Source organism: Variovorax sp. GW458-11-26-14-LB1, from assembly GCF_059423965.1.
The window spans coordinates 42,770-58,530 of record NZ_JBWKYW010000008.1 but is presented as its reverse complement, the minus strand read 5'-3'; the positions used below and the strand labels follow the sequence as shown (position 1 = coordinate 58,530).

Here is a 15,761-nt window from a genome sequence, read left to right as displayed (position 1 = left end):
GTGCCCCGCCGCTGCTTCAGGGCAGTTCGCGCAGCGGATTGCGGATGTTCTGCACCATCTCGTTGACCGAGCTGCGCGGCGCGTTGCCGCGGCACAGGCCCTGCGACGCCAGCGCCGGCACGTAGCTGGAGTTCATGTCCCTCACGCGCTTCCACTCGGGCGTCTTCGTTTCCTGCCAGGCACCGTTGTTGAAGCGGGCATAGCTCTTCATCTCCGCCGTCGAGCAGCGCACGCCTTCGTAGAACGCGTTGACGGCGCCACCGGCCCGGTTCTGTGCCACCACCACGTAGCGCACGATGCCGTCCTTCGTGATGGCGATGGTGTTCGGATCGACGCCGAACTTCAGCGTCATGTAGGGCGGCATCGCGATCGGCAGCAGACGGCTTTCGCTGAAGGCGGGCGGCGGCGGCACCGCAGTTTCTTCCCACTCCTTGTCCTGCTCAGTGCTCTTGGGCGCTGGCGGCATGCCGGCCTGGGCCCAGTCGGGGTTGTCGGTGTCGTAGCCGCGGGAAGCGCAGGCGGCCAGCAGGCTGACGCAGGCGATGACGAGCGCACGCTCAGCGTGGCGTCGGGAAAGAAGAGGGCGCGCTGTTCTTGGGAGGAGGTTCATCGCTCGCAGAAGGAATGTCGGGATGCGGGTCGAAACTGCCGCCGGGCGGCAGATCGAGGCCCGCGGGCGCTCCATGGTCCAGCGTGTGGCGCTCGAATTCTCGGGCGCGCACGTTGCTGCGCAGGAAGCGGTTGCGGAAATCCTGCCGGGGCAGGTAGCGAGCAAGCTCGGTAAGCGCCATCTCGTAGACGCCGCGCTTGAACTCGACGACCACGTCGAGCGGGACCCAGTAGTCATGCCAGCGCCAGGCGTCGAATTCGGGATGGTCGGTGGCACGCAGGTTGAGATCCCAGTCGTGGCCGACAAGTTGCAGCAGATACCAGATCTGCTTCTGGCCTTTGTAGTGGCCCCGTGCGTCACGGCGGATGAACCGATCCGGCACCTCGTAGCGCAACCAGTCGCGGGTACGGGCCACGATGCGCACATGCTCCGGATGGAGCCCGACTTCCTCGTGCAGTTCCCGGAACATGGCTTGCTCGGGACTTTCGCCACGGTCGATGCCGCCTTGCGGAAACTGCCAGGAATGCGTGCGTATGCGCTTGCCCCAGAAAACCTGGTTTCTCTGGTTGAGCAGGATGATGCCGACGTTGGGCCTGAAGCCGTCCCGGTCGAGCATAATCAAACCCCAATTTTTGAACTGAGTCGATTATGCATGCCGGGTTGCACTCGGCAAGCGACCGGTTCCGGGCTCTCAGGGTCTCTCCGGGGTGCCTGTCTCCCTCCTCACTTCGAACCCACCTGCGCGATCCCGATGAAAGCTTCCCGATTCTTTGTCTCCACCCTGAAGGAAGCGCCCGCTGACGCCGAGGTCGCGAGCCACCGCCTCATGATGCGGGCCGGCATGATCAAGAAGCTCGGCACGGGCATCTACACGTACATGCCCATGGGCCTGCGCGTGATCCGTAAGGTCGAAGCGATCGTGCGCGAGGAAATGAACCGCGCCGGCGCCGTCGAGCTCACGATGCCCGTGGTGCAGCCGGCCGAGTTCTGGCAGGAGACCGGCCGCTTCGAGAAGATGGGCCCCGAGCTCTTGCGCATCAAGGACCGCCACGACCGCGACTTCGTGATCCAGCCCACCAGCGAAGAGGTGGTGACCGACATCGCGCGCCAGGAAATTCGCAGCTACAAGCAGCTGCCGAAGAATTTCTACCAGATCCAGACCAAGTTCCGCGACGAGCGCCGTCCGCGCTTCGGCCTGATGCGCGGGCGCGAATTCATCATGAAGGACGCCTACAGCTTCGACCGCGACCTCGACGCGGCCAAGGCCAGCTACCAGGTCATGGCGCAGGCCTACCGCAACATCTTCGACCGCTTCGGCCTGCGCTACCGCGCCGTGGCGGCCGACAGCGGCGCCATCGGCGGCGACCTGAGCGAAGAGTTCCAGGTGATCGCTGCCACCGGCGAAGACGCGATCGTCTACTGCCCCGACAGCAACTACGCCGCCAACATGGAAAAGGCCGAGGCGCTGGCCCCGGCTGGTCCGCGTCCTGCCGCCGCCAACGCGCTCGAGAAGACGCCCACGCCCGGCAAGAGCACCTGCGCCGACGTGGCCGAGCTGCTCGGCGTGCCGCTGGCCACCACGGTCAAGTCGCTGGTGCTGGCCACCGACGTCCTCGACGACGCCGGCAACATCAAGGGCGCGCAGATCTGGCTGCTGCTGCTGCGCGGCGACCACGACATGAACGAGATCAAGGTCAGCAAGCTGCCTGGCCTGGACAAGGGCTTCCGCTTTGCCACCACCGCCGAGATCGACGAGCACTTCGGTTGCAAGCCGGGCTACCTCGGCCCGCTGAATCTCAAGAAGCCCGTCAAGCTCGTGGCCGACCGCGAGGCCGCCGTGCTGGCGGACTGGATCACCGGCGCCAACGAGATCGACTTCCACATGACCGGCGTCAACTGGGGCCGCGACCTGCCCGAGCCCGACCTGGTCGCCGACCTGCGCAACGTGGTCGCCGGCGACGCCTCGCCCGACGGCAAGGGCGTGCTGGCCATCGAGCGCGGCATCGAGGTGGGCCACGTCTTCGTGCTGGGCACCAAGTACAGCAAGGACATGAACGCCACCTACCTCGACGAAGGCGGCAAGCCGCAGTTCCTCGAGATGGGTTGCTACGGCATCGGCATCACCCGCCTGCCGGCCGCCGCCATCGAACAGAACCACGACGAGCGCGGCATCATCTGGCCCGACGCGCTGGCACCGTTCACCGTGGTGGTCTGCCCGATCGGAATGGACCGCAGCCCCGAGGTCAAGGTCGCGGCCGAAGCGCTCTACGAAGAACTGCTGGCCAAGGGCGTCGACGTGCTGCTCGACGACCGCGGCGAGCGCCCTGGCGCGATGTTTGCCGACTGGGAACTGATCGGCGTGCCGCACCGCGTGGTCATCTCGGACCGCGGCCTCAAGGAAGGCCAGCTCGAGTACCAGGGCCGGCGCGACACCGCCGCCACCAAGGTGCCCGCGGCCGGCGTCGCCGACTTCATCGCCGGCAAGCTCGCGGCATGAGCGTGGCGGGGGGCCTTTCGCGACGCAGCTGCCTGTTGGGCAGCGTTGCGGCAGGCGCCCTGACGACGCTGGCACTGCCCCAGGTGGCCTGGGCCGGCGCGCAGATCGAAGAGCCGCTGATCGACTCGGTGCGCACCGCGCTGAGCTCGGCCATCCACAACAAGGCGCCGCCGGTGCCGCAGTTCGCCGACACCGAGGCCCGCCTCGCGTACCTGCGGTGGCTCGGCGAGATGAGCGAGCGCCTGCGCAAGAAGGTCGCCGACCCGGCCACGCGCATCGAGTTCCTGCAGACCGTCTGGTACGAGGCCAAGCGCTCGGGGCTCGACGTGAGCCTGGTGCTGGGCCTGATCCAGGTCGAGAGCAACTTCCGCAAGTTCGCGGTTTCCAGCGCCGGTGCGCGTGGCTACATGCAGGTGATGCCGTTCTGGACCCGCGTGATCGGCGACAGCGACTCGGCCAAGCTGTTCCACATGCAGACCAACCTGCGCTTCGGCTGCGTGATCCTGCGCCACTACCTCGACCGCGAGAAGGGCGACCTGTTCATGACGCTGGGTCGCTACAACGGCAGCCGGGGCCGCGCGCCGTACCCGAACGCGGTGTTCGCGAACCAGCGGCTCTGGGCTTACGCCGACAGGGACCGCTCGGCGGCTTGAGGGTCGTCGCGGTCGCTCAGTCGGCGACCACGGCCTTGGCGGTCGCCGAGCCCTTGGTCACCATCACCTGGTCGATGCGGTAGCTGTCGACGTCCATCACCTCGAAGGTGTAGCCGCCCCAGGTCACGCTGTCCGTGCGCTTGGGCACGCGGCGCAGCATCACCATCAGGAAGCCCGCCAGCGTCTCGTATTCCTCGGCGTGCGGCAACTCGTCGATGTGCAGCGCGCGCTGCACGTCCTGGATGGGCGTGATGCCGTCGATCAGCCAGGAGTTTTCGTCGCGCTTCACGATCTGCTCTTCCTCGGGCGTCGAGGTCGACACCAGGTCGCCCATCACCGTGCTCATCACGTCGTTGAGCGTGATCACGCCGACCACCAGGCTGTACTCGTTGACGATGATCGCGAAGTCTTCGTGCGCCTGCTGGAACTGCTCGAGCACCTCGGTGAGCGAGAGGCGGTCGGGAATCACCAGCGCCTTGTGCAGCGTCAGGCCCTGGTCGAAGGCCAGCGGCTGGCCGCTGAGCACGCGCTGGAACATGTCCTTGGCATCCACGTAGCCCAGCACGTGGTCGATGTCGCCGTCGCACACCGGGTAGGCGGAATAGGGCTCGGCCACGATGCGCGCGCGCAGCACCGACTCGGGGTCGTCATGCAAAAACCAGGCGATGCTCTCGCGCGCGGTCATCACGCTGCTGACGAGGCGCGTGTCCAGCTCGAACACGTTGGCGATCACCTGCTGCTCGCGCGCCGCCAGCACGCCGGCCTGCGCACCGGCCTCGGTCATGGCCAGGATGTCGGCCGAGGTGATCTTGTCGTCGCGCGCCATCGGCATGCCGAGCACCTTGAACAACAGGTCGGTCGCGCGCGTGAAGAACCACACCAGCGGTTTGAAGGCGGTGATCAGCAGCAGCATCGGCCCGACGATGCGCACCGCCAGCCGCTCGGGCGCGCTCATGCCCAGGCGCTTGGGGAACAGGTCGGCGAACACCAGGAACACCGCGATCACGATCACGAACGAGCACAGGAAGGCGATGTTGGCCGCCACCTCGACGCTGAGCCAGTTCTCGAAGAAGCGGGCGAAATACGGGCTCAACGAGCCTTCGCCCACCACGCCGCCGAGGATCGCCACCGCGTTCAGGCCGATCTGCACCACGGTGAAGTAGTGGCCCGGCTGCTCCTGCACGCGCAGCACCTTTTCCGCGCGCGGGTCGCCCTCGTCGGCCATCTGGCGCAGACGCAGGCGGCGCGAGGCGGCCAGGCAGATTTCGGCGAGGGAGAAGAAGGCGCTCATCGCGATCAGCAGCGCGATGATGAGCAGGCTTTGGGTGAGAGTCATGGCGGCACGTCGTAGACCGCCATGGTGCCATGACTGGCACCGGGTTCGGGCGCGCGCGGGGCGCGGCGCCCGTCAAACGGGGAGCGGAAGGCTCAGGCGGACGCGCCGCCGCCGATCACCTGCTGCAGCTCGCCCGACTCGTACATCTCCATCATGATGTCCGAGCCGCCCACGAATTCGCCCTTCACGTAGAGCTGGGGGATGGTGGGCCAGTTGCTGTATTCCTTGATGCCCTGGCGGATGCCGTCGTCTTCGAGCACGTTGACGGTCTTGAGCGTCTTGGTGTCGACGCCCACGGCCTTGAGGATCTGGATGGCGCGGCCCGAGAAACCGCACATCGGGAAACTGGCGTTGCCTTTCATGAAGAGCACGAGTTCGTTGGACTTGACGAGGTCGTCGATGCGTTGTTGAGCGTCGGACATGGGGACTCCTGAAGAAAAGTGGGCTGGGGGGATTATTTCACCGTGCGCCAGATGCCGCCGGAGCAGCGCGCGATGCCGGCGAGGTCGTCGCGGCTTTGCACCTCGGCAAAGCCGCGTTCGGCCAGCAACTGGCGCACGGCCTCGGCCTGGTCGTGGCCGTGCTCCAGCAGCAGCCAGCCGCCGTCGGCCAGGTGGGTGGGCGCGTCGCGCACGATCTGGCGGATGTCGTCCAGGCCGTCGGCGCCTGCGACCAGCGCGCGGGTGGGCTCGTGGCGCAACGCGGGCAGGTGCGGATCGCCGGCGGCGATGTACGGCGGGTTGCTGGCGATGACCGCGTAGCCGTCGGCGGCGCCGTCGAGCCAGCTCGATTCGGTGAAGCGCACGGGCAGGCCCAGGCGCTGCGCGTTGGCGCGGGCCACCGCGAGGGCGTCGGCGCTGGCGTCGACCGCGTCGACCTGCGCATCGGGGCGTGCATGCTGCAGCGCCAGCGCGATCGCGCCGCTGCCCGTGCCGAGGTCGAGCACGCGCGGGGCGGGGCGACCATCGAGGCAGGCCAGGGCCCATTCGACCAGCGTCTCGGTGTCGGGGCGCGGCACCAGCACGCGGGCATCGACCTGCAGCTGCAGGCCGTGGAATTCCTTCTCGCCCAGCAGGTAGGCGACCGGTTCGCCCGCCGTGCGGCGCGACAGCTGGCGCGCGAACGCGGGCCAGGCCTCGCCGGGGAACGGGTCGGTGTCGTGTGCGAGCAGCCAGGCGCGGTCGTTCACGGGGCGGCCCAGCGCGTGCAGCAGCAGCAGCTGGGCGTCCAGGCGGTCGATGCCCAGGGCCATGGCCGCGGCCAGCGCCTGCGCCACGGTGGAGGGTGCGGAGGCTTCGGTCATCACGCGGGCAGGCTTGATTCGAGTTCGGCCAACTGCTCCGCCTCGCGCGCGGCGCGCAGCGCCTCGAGCACGTCGCCCAGGTCGCCTTCCATGATGGCCAGCAGCTTGTAGAGCGTGAGGTTGATGCGGTGGTCGGTGAGCCGGCCCTGCGGGAAGTTGTAGGTGCGGATGCGGTCCGAGCGGTCGCCGCTGCCGATCAGGCCCTTGCGCATGGCGGCGTCCTTGGCGGCGCGCTCGCTGCGCTCCTTTTCCTGGATGCGCGCCGACAGCACCTGCAGCGCCTTCGCCTTGTTGCGGTGCTGGCTGCGGTCGTCCTGGCACTCGGCCACGATGCCGGTCGGGATGTGCGTGATGCGCACGGCCGAGTCGGTCTTGTTGATGTGCTGGCCGCCGGCGCCGCTGGCGCGGTAGGTGTCGATGCGCAGGTCGGCCGGGTTGATCTGCACCGCCACGGTCTCGTCGGGCTCGGCCAGCACGGCGACCGTGCAGGCGCTCGTGTGGATGCGGCCCTGCGTCTCGGTGGCCGGCACGCGTTGCACGCGGTGGCCGCCCGACTCGAAGCGCAGGTGGCCGAACACGTCGTCGCCGACGATGCGGATCACCACTTCCTTGTAGCCGCCGAGCTCGCTCTCGCTTTCGCTCACCACTTCGCAGCGCCAGCCGGCGCGCTCGCAGTAGCGCGTGTACATGCGCAGCAGGTCGCCCGCGAAGAGGGCCGATTCGTCGCCGCCCGTGCCGGCGCGGATTTCCATGAAGGCGTTGCGTGCGTCGTCGGGGTCCTTGGGCAGCAGCAGGCGCTGCAGCTCGTCTTCGAGCTGCACCAGCTCGGCCTCGGCGCCGGCGATTTCTTCCCTGGCCATCTCGGCCATGTCGGGGTCGTCGAGCATCTCCTGGGCGCCCGCGATGTCGGCCTCGCGCTGCTTGAAGCGCTCGTAGCGGCCGGCAATCTGCGTGACCTCGGCGTGCTCGCGCGAGATGGTGCGGTACTGCGCCATGTCGCTCATGATGTCTTCGCGCGAGAGCAGGAAGTCGAGCTCGCCCAGGCGTTGGACGTAGCGTTCGAGTTGGTGGCGCAGAAAGGATTTCACGACGGAAGGGGCTCGAAAAGGGGGAGGGGAACGCCGCAGTGCAGCGGCAGGGCGCATGAAAAGCGCGGCCCGCGCGGCGGGCGGGCCATCGACGCGCGTCGTCGCTAACGCTCTTTGCGCAGGAACAGGCGCGACAGCGTCTGCGCCGTCTGTTCGCGCGAGGCGGCATCGCCCGCGTGCAGCTCGGCCATGGCGCCGTGCATCATCTTCTGCGTGAGGCCGCGCGACATGGCTTCGAGCACCGCATCGATCGATTCGCCCTTGGCCAGCAGCTTGCGCGCGCGGGCCATCTCGGTGGCGCGCCATTCGTCGGCCTGCGCGTTGAGCTGCTGGATCAGCGGCACGGTGCCGCGCTGGCCCAGCCAGTGCATGAAGCTCTGCACGCCGGCGTCGATGATGACCTCGGCCTGCGCCACGGCGGCCTGGCGGTTGGCCTGGCCCTGCTGCACGACCTGGGCGAGGTCGTCCACGGTGTACAGGTAGATGTCTTCGAGGGCCTTCACTTCGGGCTCGATGTCGCGCGGCACGGCCAGGTCGACCATGAACATCGGGCGGTGCTTGCGAGCCTTGAGCGCGCGCTCCACGGCGCCCAGGCCGATGATCGGCAGCGTGCTCGCGGTGCAGCTGATGACGATGTCGAACTCGGCCAGCCGCGCCGGCAGGTCGGCCAGCCGCATGGCTTCGCCGCCGAAGCGCGAGGCCAGCTTTTCGCCGCGCTCCAGTGTGCGGTTGGCGATGGCGATGGCCTTGGGTTCCTTGGCCGCGAAGTGCGTGGCCGCGAGGTCGATCATTTCGCCCGCGCCGACGAACAGCACGCGGGTCTTGCGCAGGTCTTCGAACAGCTGGCCGGCCAGGCGCACGGCGGCGGCGGCCATGCTGATCGAATGGGCGCCGATCTCGGTGGCGGTGCGCACTTCCTTGGCGACCGCGAACGAGCGCTGGAACAGCTGGTTGAGCGTGCTGCCGAGCGCGCCGGCGGTTTCGGCCGCGCGCACGGCGTCTTTCATCTGGCCGAGGATCTGGGCCTCGCCGAGCACCATGGAGTCGAGCCCGCTGGCCACGCGGAAGGCGTGGCGCGCGGCTTCGTCGTCGTGCAGGGTGTAGGCGTGCGAGCGCAGCAGGGCGGGGGCCACGCCGCCGCTCTGGGCCAGCCAGCCGAAGGTGTGGTCGAGCGCGATGTGCTCGGAGGCGCAGTAGATCTCGGTGCGGTTGCAGGTCGAGATGATCGCGGCCTCGACCTGCGGGTGGCTGTTGCCAGCGAAAGAGCTGCGCAGGCTGTGCAGCGTCGGGGCGATCTGGTCGAGCGCGAACGCGAAACGACCGCGCAGATCGAGCGGCGCGGTCGTGTGGTTCAAGCCGAGAGCCCAGACTGACATGTCCATGATTATAAAATCAGCAGCCGGGCGAGGTTTGCCGAGGGGCAAATGGCTTTCCCTATGACAGCCATATGCGCCGCCACATGGCCTTGCGCTCACTCACAGCCCCTCATGGACCTGCTGGATCTCTTCAACCACCTGCTTAATTTTGCGGCACCGGCGGCCTTCATCGCCTTGGTGCTCGTGGCTGTCGGGCGCTTCCTCGGCGGCCCGCGCACCGGCATTCCGCACTGGTGGAAGCAATGGGCGATCACCTTCGGGGCCGGCCTGCTGACCTCGCTGGCCGGGCTGATCCTCACGGGACGCGACGGCTCGATGGCCACCTATGCCGCGCTGGCTGTGGTCTGCGGCACCGTGCAGTGGATCGCGATGCGCGGCTGGGGCCGCTGAGCCGGCCTCAGTCCAGCCGGCGGGCCATGTAGACCGAGTCCCCGGGGTAGGTCGCCAGCCGGGCCTGCTGCAGGCCGTCGGCCGGCACCGTGGCCGCGTAGCCCTGGCGTTCCCAGAACCCGACCGAAGCCTGCACCGACACCAGCGTCGAATGCCGCCAGCCGGCGCGCAGCGCGTGGGCCCAGGCGTGGCGCACGAGGCGCGGGCCCAGGCCCAGCCCCGAGGCCTCGGGGTGCACGGCCAGGTCGTGCAGGTACAGCGCGTCGGCGTCGGGTGCGACCTCGAAGTCGCCGTGCAACGGCGTGAGCTTGCCGCGCTGCGACGGGTAGGCCGCCAGGTAGGCCCGCACGGCGCCGCCGTGCTCGGCCACCCAGCCGGTGTGCGGCGAGGCCGCCAGCCGCCGCGCGATGAGCACGCCGTCCTCCACGAACCCCGCGCCGTAGCAGGCGAGTTGGATCGCCAGCACCGCGTCGAGGTCGTCGGCGCGCATGTCGCGCACGAGGAGAGGGGAAGGCGCCGCGTCCATCAGGCCAGCAGCAGCTTGTCGTCGTCCAGCTTCTCGCCGCGCGTCTGCTCGAACATGCGCAGCAGGTCGGGCACGTCCAGGCCCGCGCGCTGGTCGCCGGCCACGTCGAGGATGACCTGGCCTTCGTGCAGCATCACGGTGCGCGTGCCGTAGTCCAGCGCCTGGCGCATGCTGTGCGTGACCATCATCGCGGTGAGTTGGCTGCCTTCGACGATCTTGGCGGTGAGCTCCAGCACGAAGGCGGCGGTCTTCGGGTCGAGCGCGGCCGTGTGCTCATCGAGCAGCAGGATGCGCGAGGGCCGCAGCGAGGCCATCAGCAGGCTCACGGCCTGGCGCTGGCCGCCCGAGAGCAGGCCGATGCGGTCGGCCAGGCGGTTTTCCAGGCCCAGCTTCAGGATCGACAGCTTCTCGCGGAACAGTTCGCGCAGGTTGCGGTTGAGCGAGAAGCCGAAGCCGCGTCGCTCGCCGCGCTTCCACGCCAGCGCCATGTTTTCCTCGATGGTCAGCGCCTCGCAGGTGCCGGCCATCGGGTCCTGGAACACGCGCGCCACCATGCCCGAGCGCTGCCAGGCGTTCAGGCGCGTCACGTCCTTGCCGTCGATGTCGATGCGGCCCTTGTCGACCATCAGGTCGCCGCTGATCGCATTGAGGAAGGTCGACTTGCCCGCGCCGTTCGAGCCGATCACGGTGACGAACTGGCCGGTCGGAATGTCCAGGCTCAGGCCGCGCAGCACGCGGTTCTCGATCGGCGTGCCCGGGTTGAAGGTGATTTCGAGTTGTTGGGCGCGCAGCATCAGTTCTTCCCCTTGAAGAGTCCGCCCAGCTTGCGCTTGTAGGCGGGCACCAGCAGCGCGAACGCCACGAGCACGGCGGTGACCAGGTTCAGGTCCTGCGCCTGCAGGCCCATGAAGTCGGTGTTCAGCGCCATCGCGATGAAGAAGCGGTACAGCAGCGCACCCAGCACGCAGGCCAGCGTGGTGATGACCATGCTGCGCGCGGGCAGCAGGGTCTCGCCGATGATCACGGCGGCCAGGCCGATCACGATCGTGCCCACGCCCATCGAGATGTCGGCCGTGCCCTGGCTCTGCGCGAACAGCGCGCCGGCCAGCGCCACCAGCGCGTTCGAGAGCGCCAGGCCCGCCATGGTCTGGAAGTCGGTCGAGATGCCCTGGGCCCGCGCCATGCGCGCGTTGCCGCCGGTGGCGCGCATCGCGAGACCCGCTTCGGAGGCAAAGAACAGGTCGACGACGATCTTCGCGGCGATCACGATGATCAGCAGCAAGAGCGGCTTGGCCCACTGCTCGGGCATGCCGCCGAAGCTGACCATGCTGAACACGGTGGGTTCGGTGATGAGCGCCACGTTGGGCTTGCCCATCACGCGCAGGTTGATGGAGTACAGCGCGATCATCACCAGGATGCTCGCGAGCAGCTGCATGATCTTCAGCTTGACGTTGAGCCAGGCCGTGAGCCAGCCCGAGGCGGCACCGGCCACGCAGGCCACGGCCGTGGCGGCGGCGGGGTTCCAGCCCGCGACGATCAGCGTCGCGGCCACGGCGGCGCCCAGCGGAAAGCTGCCGTCCACCGTGAGGTCGGGAAAGTTGATGATGCGAAACGACATGAAGACGCCCAGCGCGACCAGTCCGAAAATCAGACCGATCTCGATGGCGCCCAGCGAAGCAATGAGGGACATGGGGGCTTCCGGCGGGAGCGCAGTCGGCGGGCCCCGGCGCCCGGCGAGCGCCGGGAGCAGAAGGCCCGCCGGGGCGGCGTTTACTTGGTGCTGACGACCTTCGCCGACTTCAGCAGCGCGTCCGACAGGGTCACGCCCTGCAGCTTGGCCGCGCCGGGGTTCACCACCAGCTCGAAGTTGGTGCTGGTCTGCGAGGCGATGGTGCCGGGCTTCTCGCCCTTGAGGATGCGCACCACGATCTTGCCGGTCTGGCGGCCGATGTCGGTGTAGTTCAGGCCCAGCGCGGCCACGGCGCCGCGCTCGACGGTGGCGGTGTCGGCGGCCACCACGGGCAGCTTGGCCTGCTGGGCCACCTTCACGATGCCCTCGAAGGCCGAGACCACGTTGTTGTCGGTGGGCGTGTAGATCACGTCGGCCTTGCCGACCAGGCTCTGGGCGGCGGTGGGCACGTCGACCGTGCGCGCGGCGGCGGCTTCGACCACCGTCATGCCGGCGGCCGAGGCGGCCTTCTTGAGCGATTCGACGATGGCCACCGAGTTGGCTTCGCCGGGGCTGTAGATCACGCCGACGCGCTTGGCGTTCGGCACGACCTTCTTGATCAGGTCGATGTGCTTTTCGAGCGGCGACAGGTCGGACACGCCGGTCACGTTGGTGCCCGAGGGCTCCCAGTTCTTCACCAGCTTGGCGGCCACCGGGTCGGTGATGGCCGAGTACACGACGGGAATGGTCTTGGTGGCGGCCACGGTCGCCTGCGCCGACGGCGTGGCGATGGCGACGATCACGTCGGGCGCGTCGCCCACGTACTTGCGGGCGATCTGGGCGGCGGTGCCCACGTTGCCCTGGGCGCTCTGGTAGGTGAACTTGAGGTTCTTGCCCGCTTCGTAGCCGGCGGCCTTCAGCTCTTCCTTCACGCCGTCGCGCACGGCGTCCAGTGCCGGGTGCTCGACGATGGCGGTCACGGCGACCGACTTGTCGGCGGCCAGGGCCGGTGCGGCGGCGAGCACGCCGAGGGCCAGGGCCACGGCGCTGAAGGGGGTGCGAAGCAAAGCGTTTTTCACGTAAGGGTCTCCGGGTGGGGAAAGGGGTGTGGGTGCGTTCGAAGCCGCCGGCAAGGCACCGGCAAAGCACCAGGGCGCGCAATTCAGCGGCCCGGCGTGGCGCAACGCCGTCCGGGCGCGTCGAAGTCTAGATCGTACTTTGCACAATTAAGGTGCATGAATGCCTCGGGCTTTCCCCGCTTTAGGAAACATAATTGCATCATTGATGCGTATGGAGAGACGAAATTGCAGATCATCGAACTCGACCGGACCGATCGGCGGATTCTGGACCACCTCCAGGCGCACGGCCGCGCGTCCAACCTGGACCTGGCCGAGGTGGCCCAGTTGTCGCCAGCGCAGTGCCTGCGGCGCCACCGGCGGCTCGAGGAACTGGGGCTGATCAGCGGCTACGCCGCGCGGCTGAATGCGCGCCACATCGGGCTGGGCGTGATCGCCTTCATCCACGTCACGATGGCGCGCGGCCATGTCGACGAGCTGCCCAAGTTCCAGGACCTGATCGCCGACATGCGCCAGATCCTGGAGTGCTACTCGGTGACCGGCGACTTCGACTACGTGCTCAAGGTGGTCGCACGCGACCTGGAGGCGCTGTCGCAGTTCCTCATGCACACGCTGATGCACATGCCGGGCGTGTCGGCGGTGCGCTCCAGCGTGTGCCTGAACGAGATCAAGTGCACGGGGGCGCTGCCGCTCGAATAGGGCAGCAGACGCAACGGGCGCTTCAGGTGCTGGTGGTGCCCGGCAGCGGAGAGGCCGGCGTGGCGGGGGCCGGGGACGGCTCGGCGGGCAGCACCGGCGCGGGCGCCGCCATCACCAGCGTCGTGGGCGTGGCCAGCGGCAGGTCGGCCTGCTTGAGCGCGTCGAGGATTGTGAACAGCAGGTCGCTGCGCACGCCGCCCGCCAGCCGGGGGCTCGGCACGTAGGCGATGGCCTGGAAGATCAGCAGCCCGTTCTCGATGCCCTCGAGCGTGAGCGAGGGCGCCGGCGTTTCCAGCACGCCCTCGTGCGCGCGGCAGGCCTCGAGGATCAGCTCGCGCACGCGCTGCGCGTCGGTGGTCAGCGGCATCGGCAGGCGGATCAGCACGCGGCCCTCGGCGTTGGCCAGCGTCATGTTGCGCACGGTCTTGGTGATGAACTCCGAGTTCGGCACGATCAGCGTCGAGCGGTCGCCCAGCTGGATCTCGGTGGCGCGCACGTTGATGCGCCGCACGTCGCCCTCGGTGGTGCCCAGCACCACCCAGTCGCCCACCTTCACCGGCTGCTCGGCCAGCAGGATCAGCCCCGAGATGAAGTTCTGCACGATGGCCTGCAGGCCGAAGCCGATGCCCACCGACAGCGCGCTCGCCACCCACGCGATGCGCTCGATGCCAATGCCCAACGCCGACAGCGAGAACGCCACCACCAGGATGCCGCCCACGTAGCCCAGCAGCGTGGTGATCGAGCTTTGCATGCCCGGCTCGAACTGCGTGCTCGGCAGGTAGCTGCGCGAGAGCCAGCGCTTGAACACCCGCAGCACGATGAAGCCGATCACTGCCACCGCCACGGCGCTGAGGATCGCGCCCGGAACCAGCTGGAACTCGCCCACCTTCACGCCGGTGCCGAGCTTGCCGCCGCGCTGGAACACCTCGCCCGGGCCCGTGCCCAGCGGCGCGGCCAGCGCCACCAGCATGTAGAAGAACAGCGCCACGCGGCTCAGGCCCGAGAGCACCGTGGCCGCCTGGTCGAGCGTCTGCGGCGCCAGGCCGAAGCTCTTCTGCAACCGCTGGCCGGAGGCGCTGCGCGAGGACACCACGGCCATGAACAGGTCGTCGGCGAACTTGAACAGCACATAGAAGGCCGCCGCGACGATGCCGCTCCAGGTGAGCTGCGAGGCCAGGAAGCTCGCCAGCGCCACGTAGCCGAAGGCCACCAGCACCCAGATCGCGATCACCAGCACCACGATCAGCGCCACCAGCACCCCGACCCACATCGGCCGTTCCGGCAGGCCGGCCTCGGGCGCGTCGGCGCGCAGCGCCTTCAGGCGGTACACGACGGTGCCGACCAGCGCGGTGAGCAGCAGCGCCGTCGCCACGTGCGTCGTGACCACGGCGGCAAAGCTGGCGTCGATGAGCGCGTTGATCTCGGCCGGCGTCCACGCCAACGCGGCCACCAGCGCCACCAGCCACGGCAGCGCCGACAGGCGCTGCGCCGTGAGGTCGGGAATGGCCGGCAGGCGCCACGACGGCCGCCCCGTGGCCAGCAGCCCGCGCCCCAGGCCGATGATGAAGGCCATGAAGGTCAGCGTCTGCGCCGTCGATTGCAGCGCCTTGCGCGCCTGCGCGTCCCACATCGCGTGGGCCTTGAGCACTTCGACGACGCCGTGCGCGGCCACGGCGACCAGCAGCACGTGCGTGGCGACGATGGCGATCACCAGCAGCGAGCGGCGCAGCCGCCCGGCCGGCAGCACGCGCGTGGCCAGCCGCGCCAGCCCGCGCTCGGCGGCCCAGACGCCGAGCCAGGCGAGCAGCAGCGCGCCGATGAAGGAGGCGATCACGGGCGTGCGGCTTTCGGGCTGCAGCGCCTGGTCGAAGCCGTCGCCGAGCGCCGCCCCGATCGCCTGCAGCCGTTCGAAGTCGTCGGGCCAGGCCTCGCTCAGGTCGTCCCAGAACTCGCCGCTGAGCGGCGAGGCGGCGCGGCTGGTGAGTTCGGCCTCGAACTGCTGGCGCCGCTGCGATACCACGTCGGTGCCGCGCTGGCGCACGTCGATCGCCAGCAGCTTGGCCAGGCGGATGTCCGCATCGAGCGCGTTGCGCTCCTTGGTCAGCTGCGCGCGCTGGCGCGTGATGTTGGGGTCTTCGGTGGCGCCGGCGGCGGGCGGGTTGCCGAGTTCGCCGAGCCGCGCATTCAGGTCGGCCAGTTCGCTGGTACGGGCGGCGACGAACTTGTCGGCCTGCACGCCGATCTCGTTGATCTGCGCGAGCTGCTTGCGTGCGTCGTCTTCGGCGCCCGGAACGACACTGGCGTTGCCCTTGCCTGAAGGCGCGATGCGGGCGAACTGCGCGCGCAGTTCGGCGATGGTGGGGGGCGGGGCGGCCGCCGCCGCGGTGTTGGCGCTGTTGTTGGGGTTGCCGTTGCCTGCGTTCATGCTGGCGTCCGGCTGCGCGAAGGCGCCGCCGCACGTCAGCAGGGCCCACAGAGCCAGGAGGGCGGGAAGGCACAGGCCCGCCAGGCGAGAGGTCCGATTCATGGCCGCATCAT

16 protein-coding genes are annotated in these 15,761 nt (G+C 68.9%); 4 read left to right on the top strand and 12 right to left on the bottom strand.

The features are described from left to right. Positions 1-16: 16 nt before the first annotated feature. Entirely contained in the window at positions 17-610 is a 594-nt protein-coding gene (locus tag AC07YS_RS08150) for a CNP1-like family protein (RefSeq protein ID WP_495269090.1), read from the bottom strand. Further along, a complete protein-coding gene (locus tag AC07YS_RS08145; protein ID WP_062474507.1) occupies positions 558-1,226 on the bottom strand; it encodes an RNA pyrophosphohydrolase in 669 nt (222 codons plus the stop codon). The genes AC07YS_RS08150 and AC07YS_RS08145 overlap by 53 nt, the downstream gene beginning before the upstream one ends. A gap of 135 nt (positions 1,227-1,361) precedes the next feature. On the opposite strand from AC07YS_RS08145, the gene AC07YS_RS08140 reads away from it, so the two are divergent. Together AC07YS_RS08140 and AC07YS_RS08135 are read left to right on the top strand one after the other, a co-directional pair. Beyond that, complete coding sequence (locus AC07YS_RS08140) at positions 1,362-3,107, top strand: proline--tRNA ligase (protein WP_495269089.1); 1,746 nt, start codon at positions 1,362-1,364, stop codon at positions 3,105-3,107. Then, complete coding sequence (locus AC07YS_RS08135) at positions 3,104-3,760, top strand: lytic transglycosylase domain-containing protein (RefSeq protein ID WP_495269088.1); 657 nt, start codon at positions 3,104-3,106, stop codon at positions 3,758-3,760. Before AC07YS_RS08140 ends, AC07YS_RS08135 begins: the two co-directional genes overlap by 4 nt. 16 nt (positions 3,761-3,776) lie before the next feature. On the opposite strand, the gene paeA is transcribed toward AC07YS_RS08135, so the two are convergent. The 5 genes from paeA to hemA all read right to left on the bottom strand — a co-directional run bounded on the left by paeA (position 3,777) and on the right by hemA (position 8,863). Next, a complete protein-coding gene (paeA, locus tag AC07YS_RS08130) occupies positions 3,777-5,096 on the bottom strand; it encodes a polyamine export protein PaeA (protein ID WP_062474502.1) in 1,320 nt (439 codons plus the stop codon). 92 nt (positions 5,097-5,188) lie between these two features. After that, entirely contained in the window at positions 5,189-5,518 is a 330-nt protein-coding gene (gene grxD, locus AC07YS_RS08125) for a Grx4 family monothiol glutaredoxin (RefSeq protein ID WP_062474501.1), read from the bottom strand. A gap of 32 nt (positions 5,519-5,550) precedes the next feature. Continuing rightward, a complete protein-coding gene (prmC, locus tag AC07YS_RS08120) occupies positions 5,551-6,399 on the bottom strand; it encodes a peptide chain release factor N(5)-glutamine methyltransferase (RefSeq protein WP_495269087.1) in 849 nt (282 codons plus the stop codon). Continuing rightward, positions 6,399-7,487 carry a peptide chain release factor 1 gene (gene prfA / locus AC07YS_RS08115; RefSeq protein ID WP_159278176.1) on the bottom strand — a complete coding sequence of 363 codons (1,089 nt, stop codon included), beginning with the start codon at positions 7,485-7,487 and terminating at the stop codon, positions 6,399-6,401. Before prfA ends, prmC begins: the two co-directional genes overlap by 1 nt. Positions 7,488-7,591: 104 nt before the next feature. Next, complete coding sequence (hemA, locus tag AC07YS_RS08110) at positions 7,592-8,863, bottom strand: glutamyl-tRNA reductase (RefSeq protein WP_495269086.1); 1,272 nt, start codon at positions 8,861-8,863, stop codon at positions 7,592-7,594. 111 nt (positions 8,864-8,974) lie between these two features. On the opposite strand from hemA, the gene AC07YS_RS08105 reads away from it, so the two are divergent. Next, complete coding sequence (locus tag AC07YS_RS08105) at positions 8,975-9,253, top strand: hypothetical protein (RefSeq protein ID WP_159278175.1); 279 nt, start codon at positions 8,975-8,977, stop codon at positions 9,251-9,253. Between the two features lie 7 nt (positions 9,254-9,260). Here the strand turns inward: AC07YS_RS08105 and AC07YS_RS08100 are convergent, their stop codons facing one another. From AC07YS_RS08100 to AC07YS_RS08085, 4 genes are all read right to left on the bottom strand, one after another. Further along, a complete protein-coding gene (locus AC07YS_RS08100; RefSeq protein ID WP_495269085.1) occupies positions 9,261-9,779 on the bottom strand; it encodes a GNAT family N-acetyltransferase in 519 nt (172 codons plus the stop codon). Then, positions 9,779-10,573, bottom strand: a complete 795-nt coding sequence (locus AC07YS_RS08095; protein WP_062474493.1) for an ABC transporter ATP-binding protein — start codon at positions 10,571-10,573, stop codon at positions 9,779-9,781. Before AC07YS_RS08095 ends, AC07YS_RS08100 begins: the two co-directional genes overlap by 1 nt. Next, the gene (locus AC07YS_RS08090; RefSeq protein WP_062474491.1) at positions 10,573-11,469 is read right to left on the bottom strand and encodes an ABC transporter permease; all 897 of its coding nucleotides are present in this window, start codon (positions 11,467-11,469) and stop codon (positions 10,573-10,575) included. Before AC07YS_RS08090 ends, AC07YS_RS08095 begins: the two co-directional genes overlap by 1 nt. An 80-nt stretch (positions 11,470-11,549) precedes the next feature. Further along, complete coding sequence (locus AC07YS_RS08085) at positions 11,550-12,527, bottom strand: ABC transporter substrate-binding protein (protein WP_174250233.1); 978 nt, start codon at positions 12,525-12,527, stop codon at positions 11,550-11,552. 225 nt (positions 12,528-12,752) lie between these two features. On the opposite strand from AC07YS_RS08085, the gene AC07YS_RS08080 reads away from it, so the two are divergent. After that, positions 12,753-13,223, top strand: coding sequence for an Lrp/AsnC family transcriptional regulator (locus tag AC07YS_RS08080; protein WP_056578260.1), 471 nt, complete (start codon positions 12,753-12,755; stop codon positions 13,221-13,223). 22 nt (positions 13,224-13,245) lie between these two features. On the opposite strand, the gene AC07YS_RS08075 is transcribed toward AC07YS_RS08080, so the two are convergent. Beyond that, positions 13,246-15,750, bottom strand: a complete 2,505-nt coding sequence (locus AC07YS_RS08075; protein ID WP_495269084.1) for a DUF3772 domain-containing protein — start codon at positions 15,748-15,750, stop codon at positions 13,246-13,248. Positions 15,751-15,761: the final 11 nt, after the last annotated feature.

Coding starts and splice junctions, on each gene's coding strand:
- AC07YS_RS08100 (WP_495269085.1), bottom strand. CDS start 9,779: ATGGACGCGGCGCCTTCCCCTCTCCTCGTGCGCGACATGCGCGCCGAC.
- paeA (WP_062474502.1), bottom strand. CDS start 5,096: ATGACTCTCACCCAAAGCCTGCTCATCATCGCGCTGCTGATCGCGATG.
- AC07YS_RS08075 (WP_495269084.1), bottom strand. CDS start 15,750: ATGAATCGGACCTCTCGCCTGGCGGGCCTGTGCCTTCCCGCCCTCCTG.
- AC07YS_RS08135 (WP_495269088.1), top strand. CDS start 3,104: ATGAGCGTGGCGGGGGGCCTTTCGCGACGCAGCTGCCTGTTGGGCAGC.
- AC07YS_RS08095 (WP_062474493.1), bottom strand. CDS start 10,573: ATGCTGCGCGCCCAACAACTCGAAATCACCTTCAACCCGGGCACGCCG.
- hemA (WP_495269086.1), bottom strand. CDS start 8,863: ATGTCAGTCTGGGCTCTCGGCTTGAACCACACGACCGCGCCGCTCGAT.
- AC07YS_RS08150 (WP_495269090.1), bottom strand. CDS start 610: ATGAACCTCCTCCCAAGAACAGCGCGCCCTCTTCTTTCCCGACGCCAC.
- AC07YS_RS08145 (WP_062474507.1), bottom strand. CDS start 1,226: ATGCTCGACCGGGACGGCTTCAGGCCCAACGTCGGCATCATCCTGCTC.
- AC07YS_RS08090 (WP_062474491.1), bottom strand. CDS start 11,469: ATGTCCCTCATTGCTTCGCTGGGCGCCATCGAGATCGGTCTGATTTTC.
- prmC (WP_495269087.1), bottom strand. CDS start 6,399: ATGACCGAAGCCTCCGCACCCTCCACCGTGGCGCAGGCGCTGGCCGCG.
- AC07YS_RS08140 (WP_495269089.1), top strand. CDS start 1,362: ATGAAAGCTTCCCGATTCTTTGTCTCCACCCTGAAGGAAGCGCCCGCT.
- grxD (WP_062474501.1), bottom strand. CDS start 5,518: ATGTCCGACGCTCAACAACGCATCGACGACCTCGTCAAGTCCAACGAA.
- AC07YS_RS08105 (WP_159278175.1), top strand. CDS start 8,975: ATGGACCTGCTGGATCTCTTCAACCACCTGCTTAATTTTGCGGCACCG.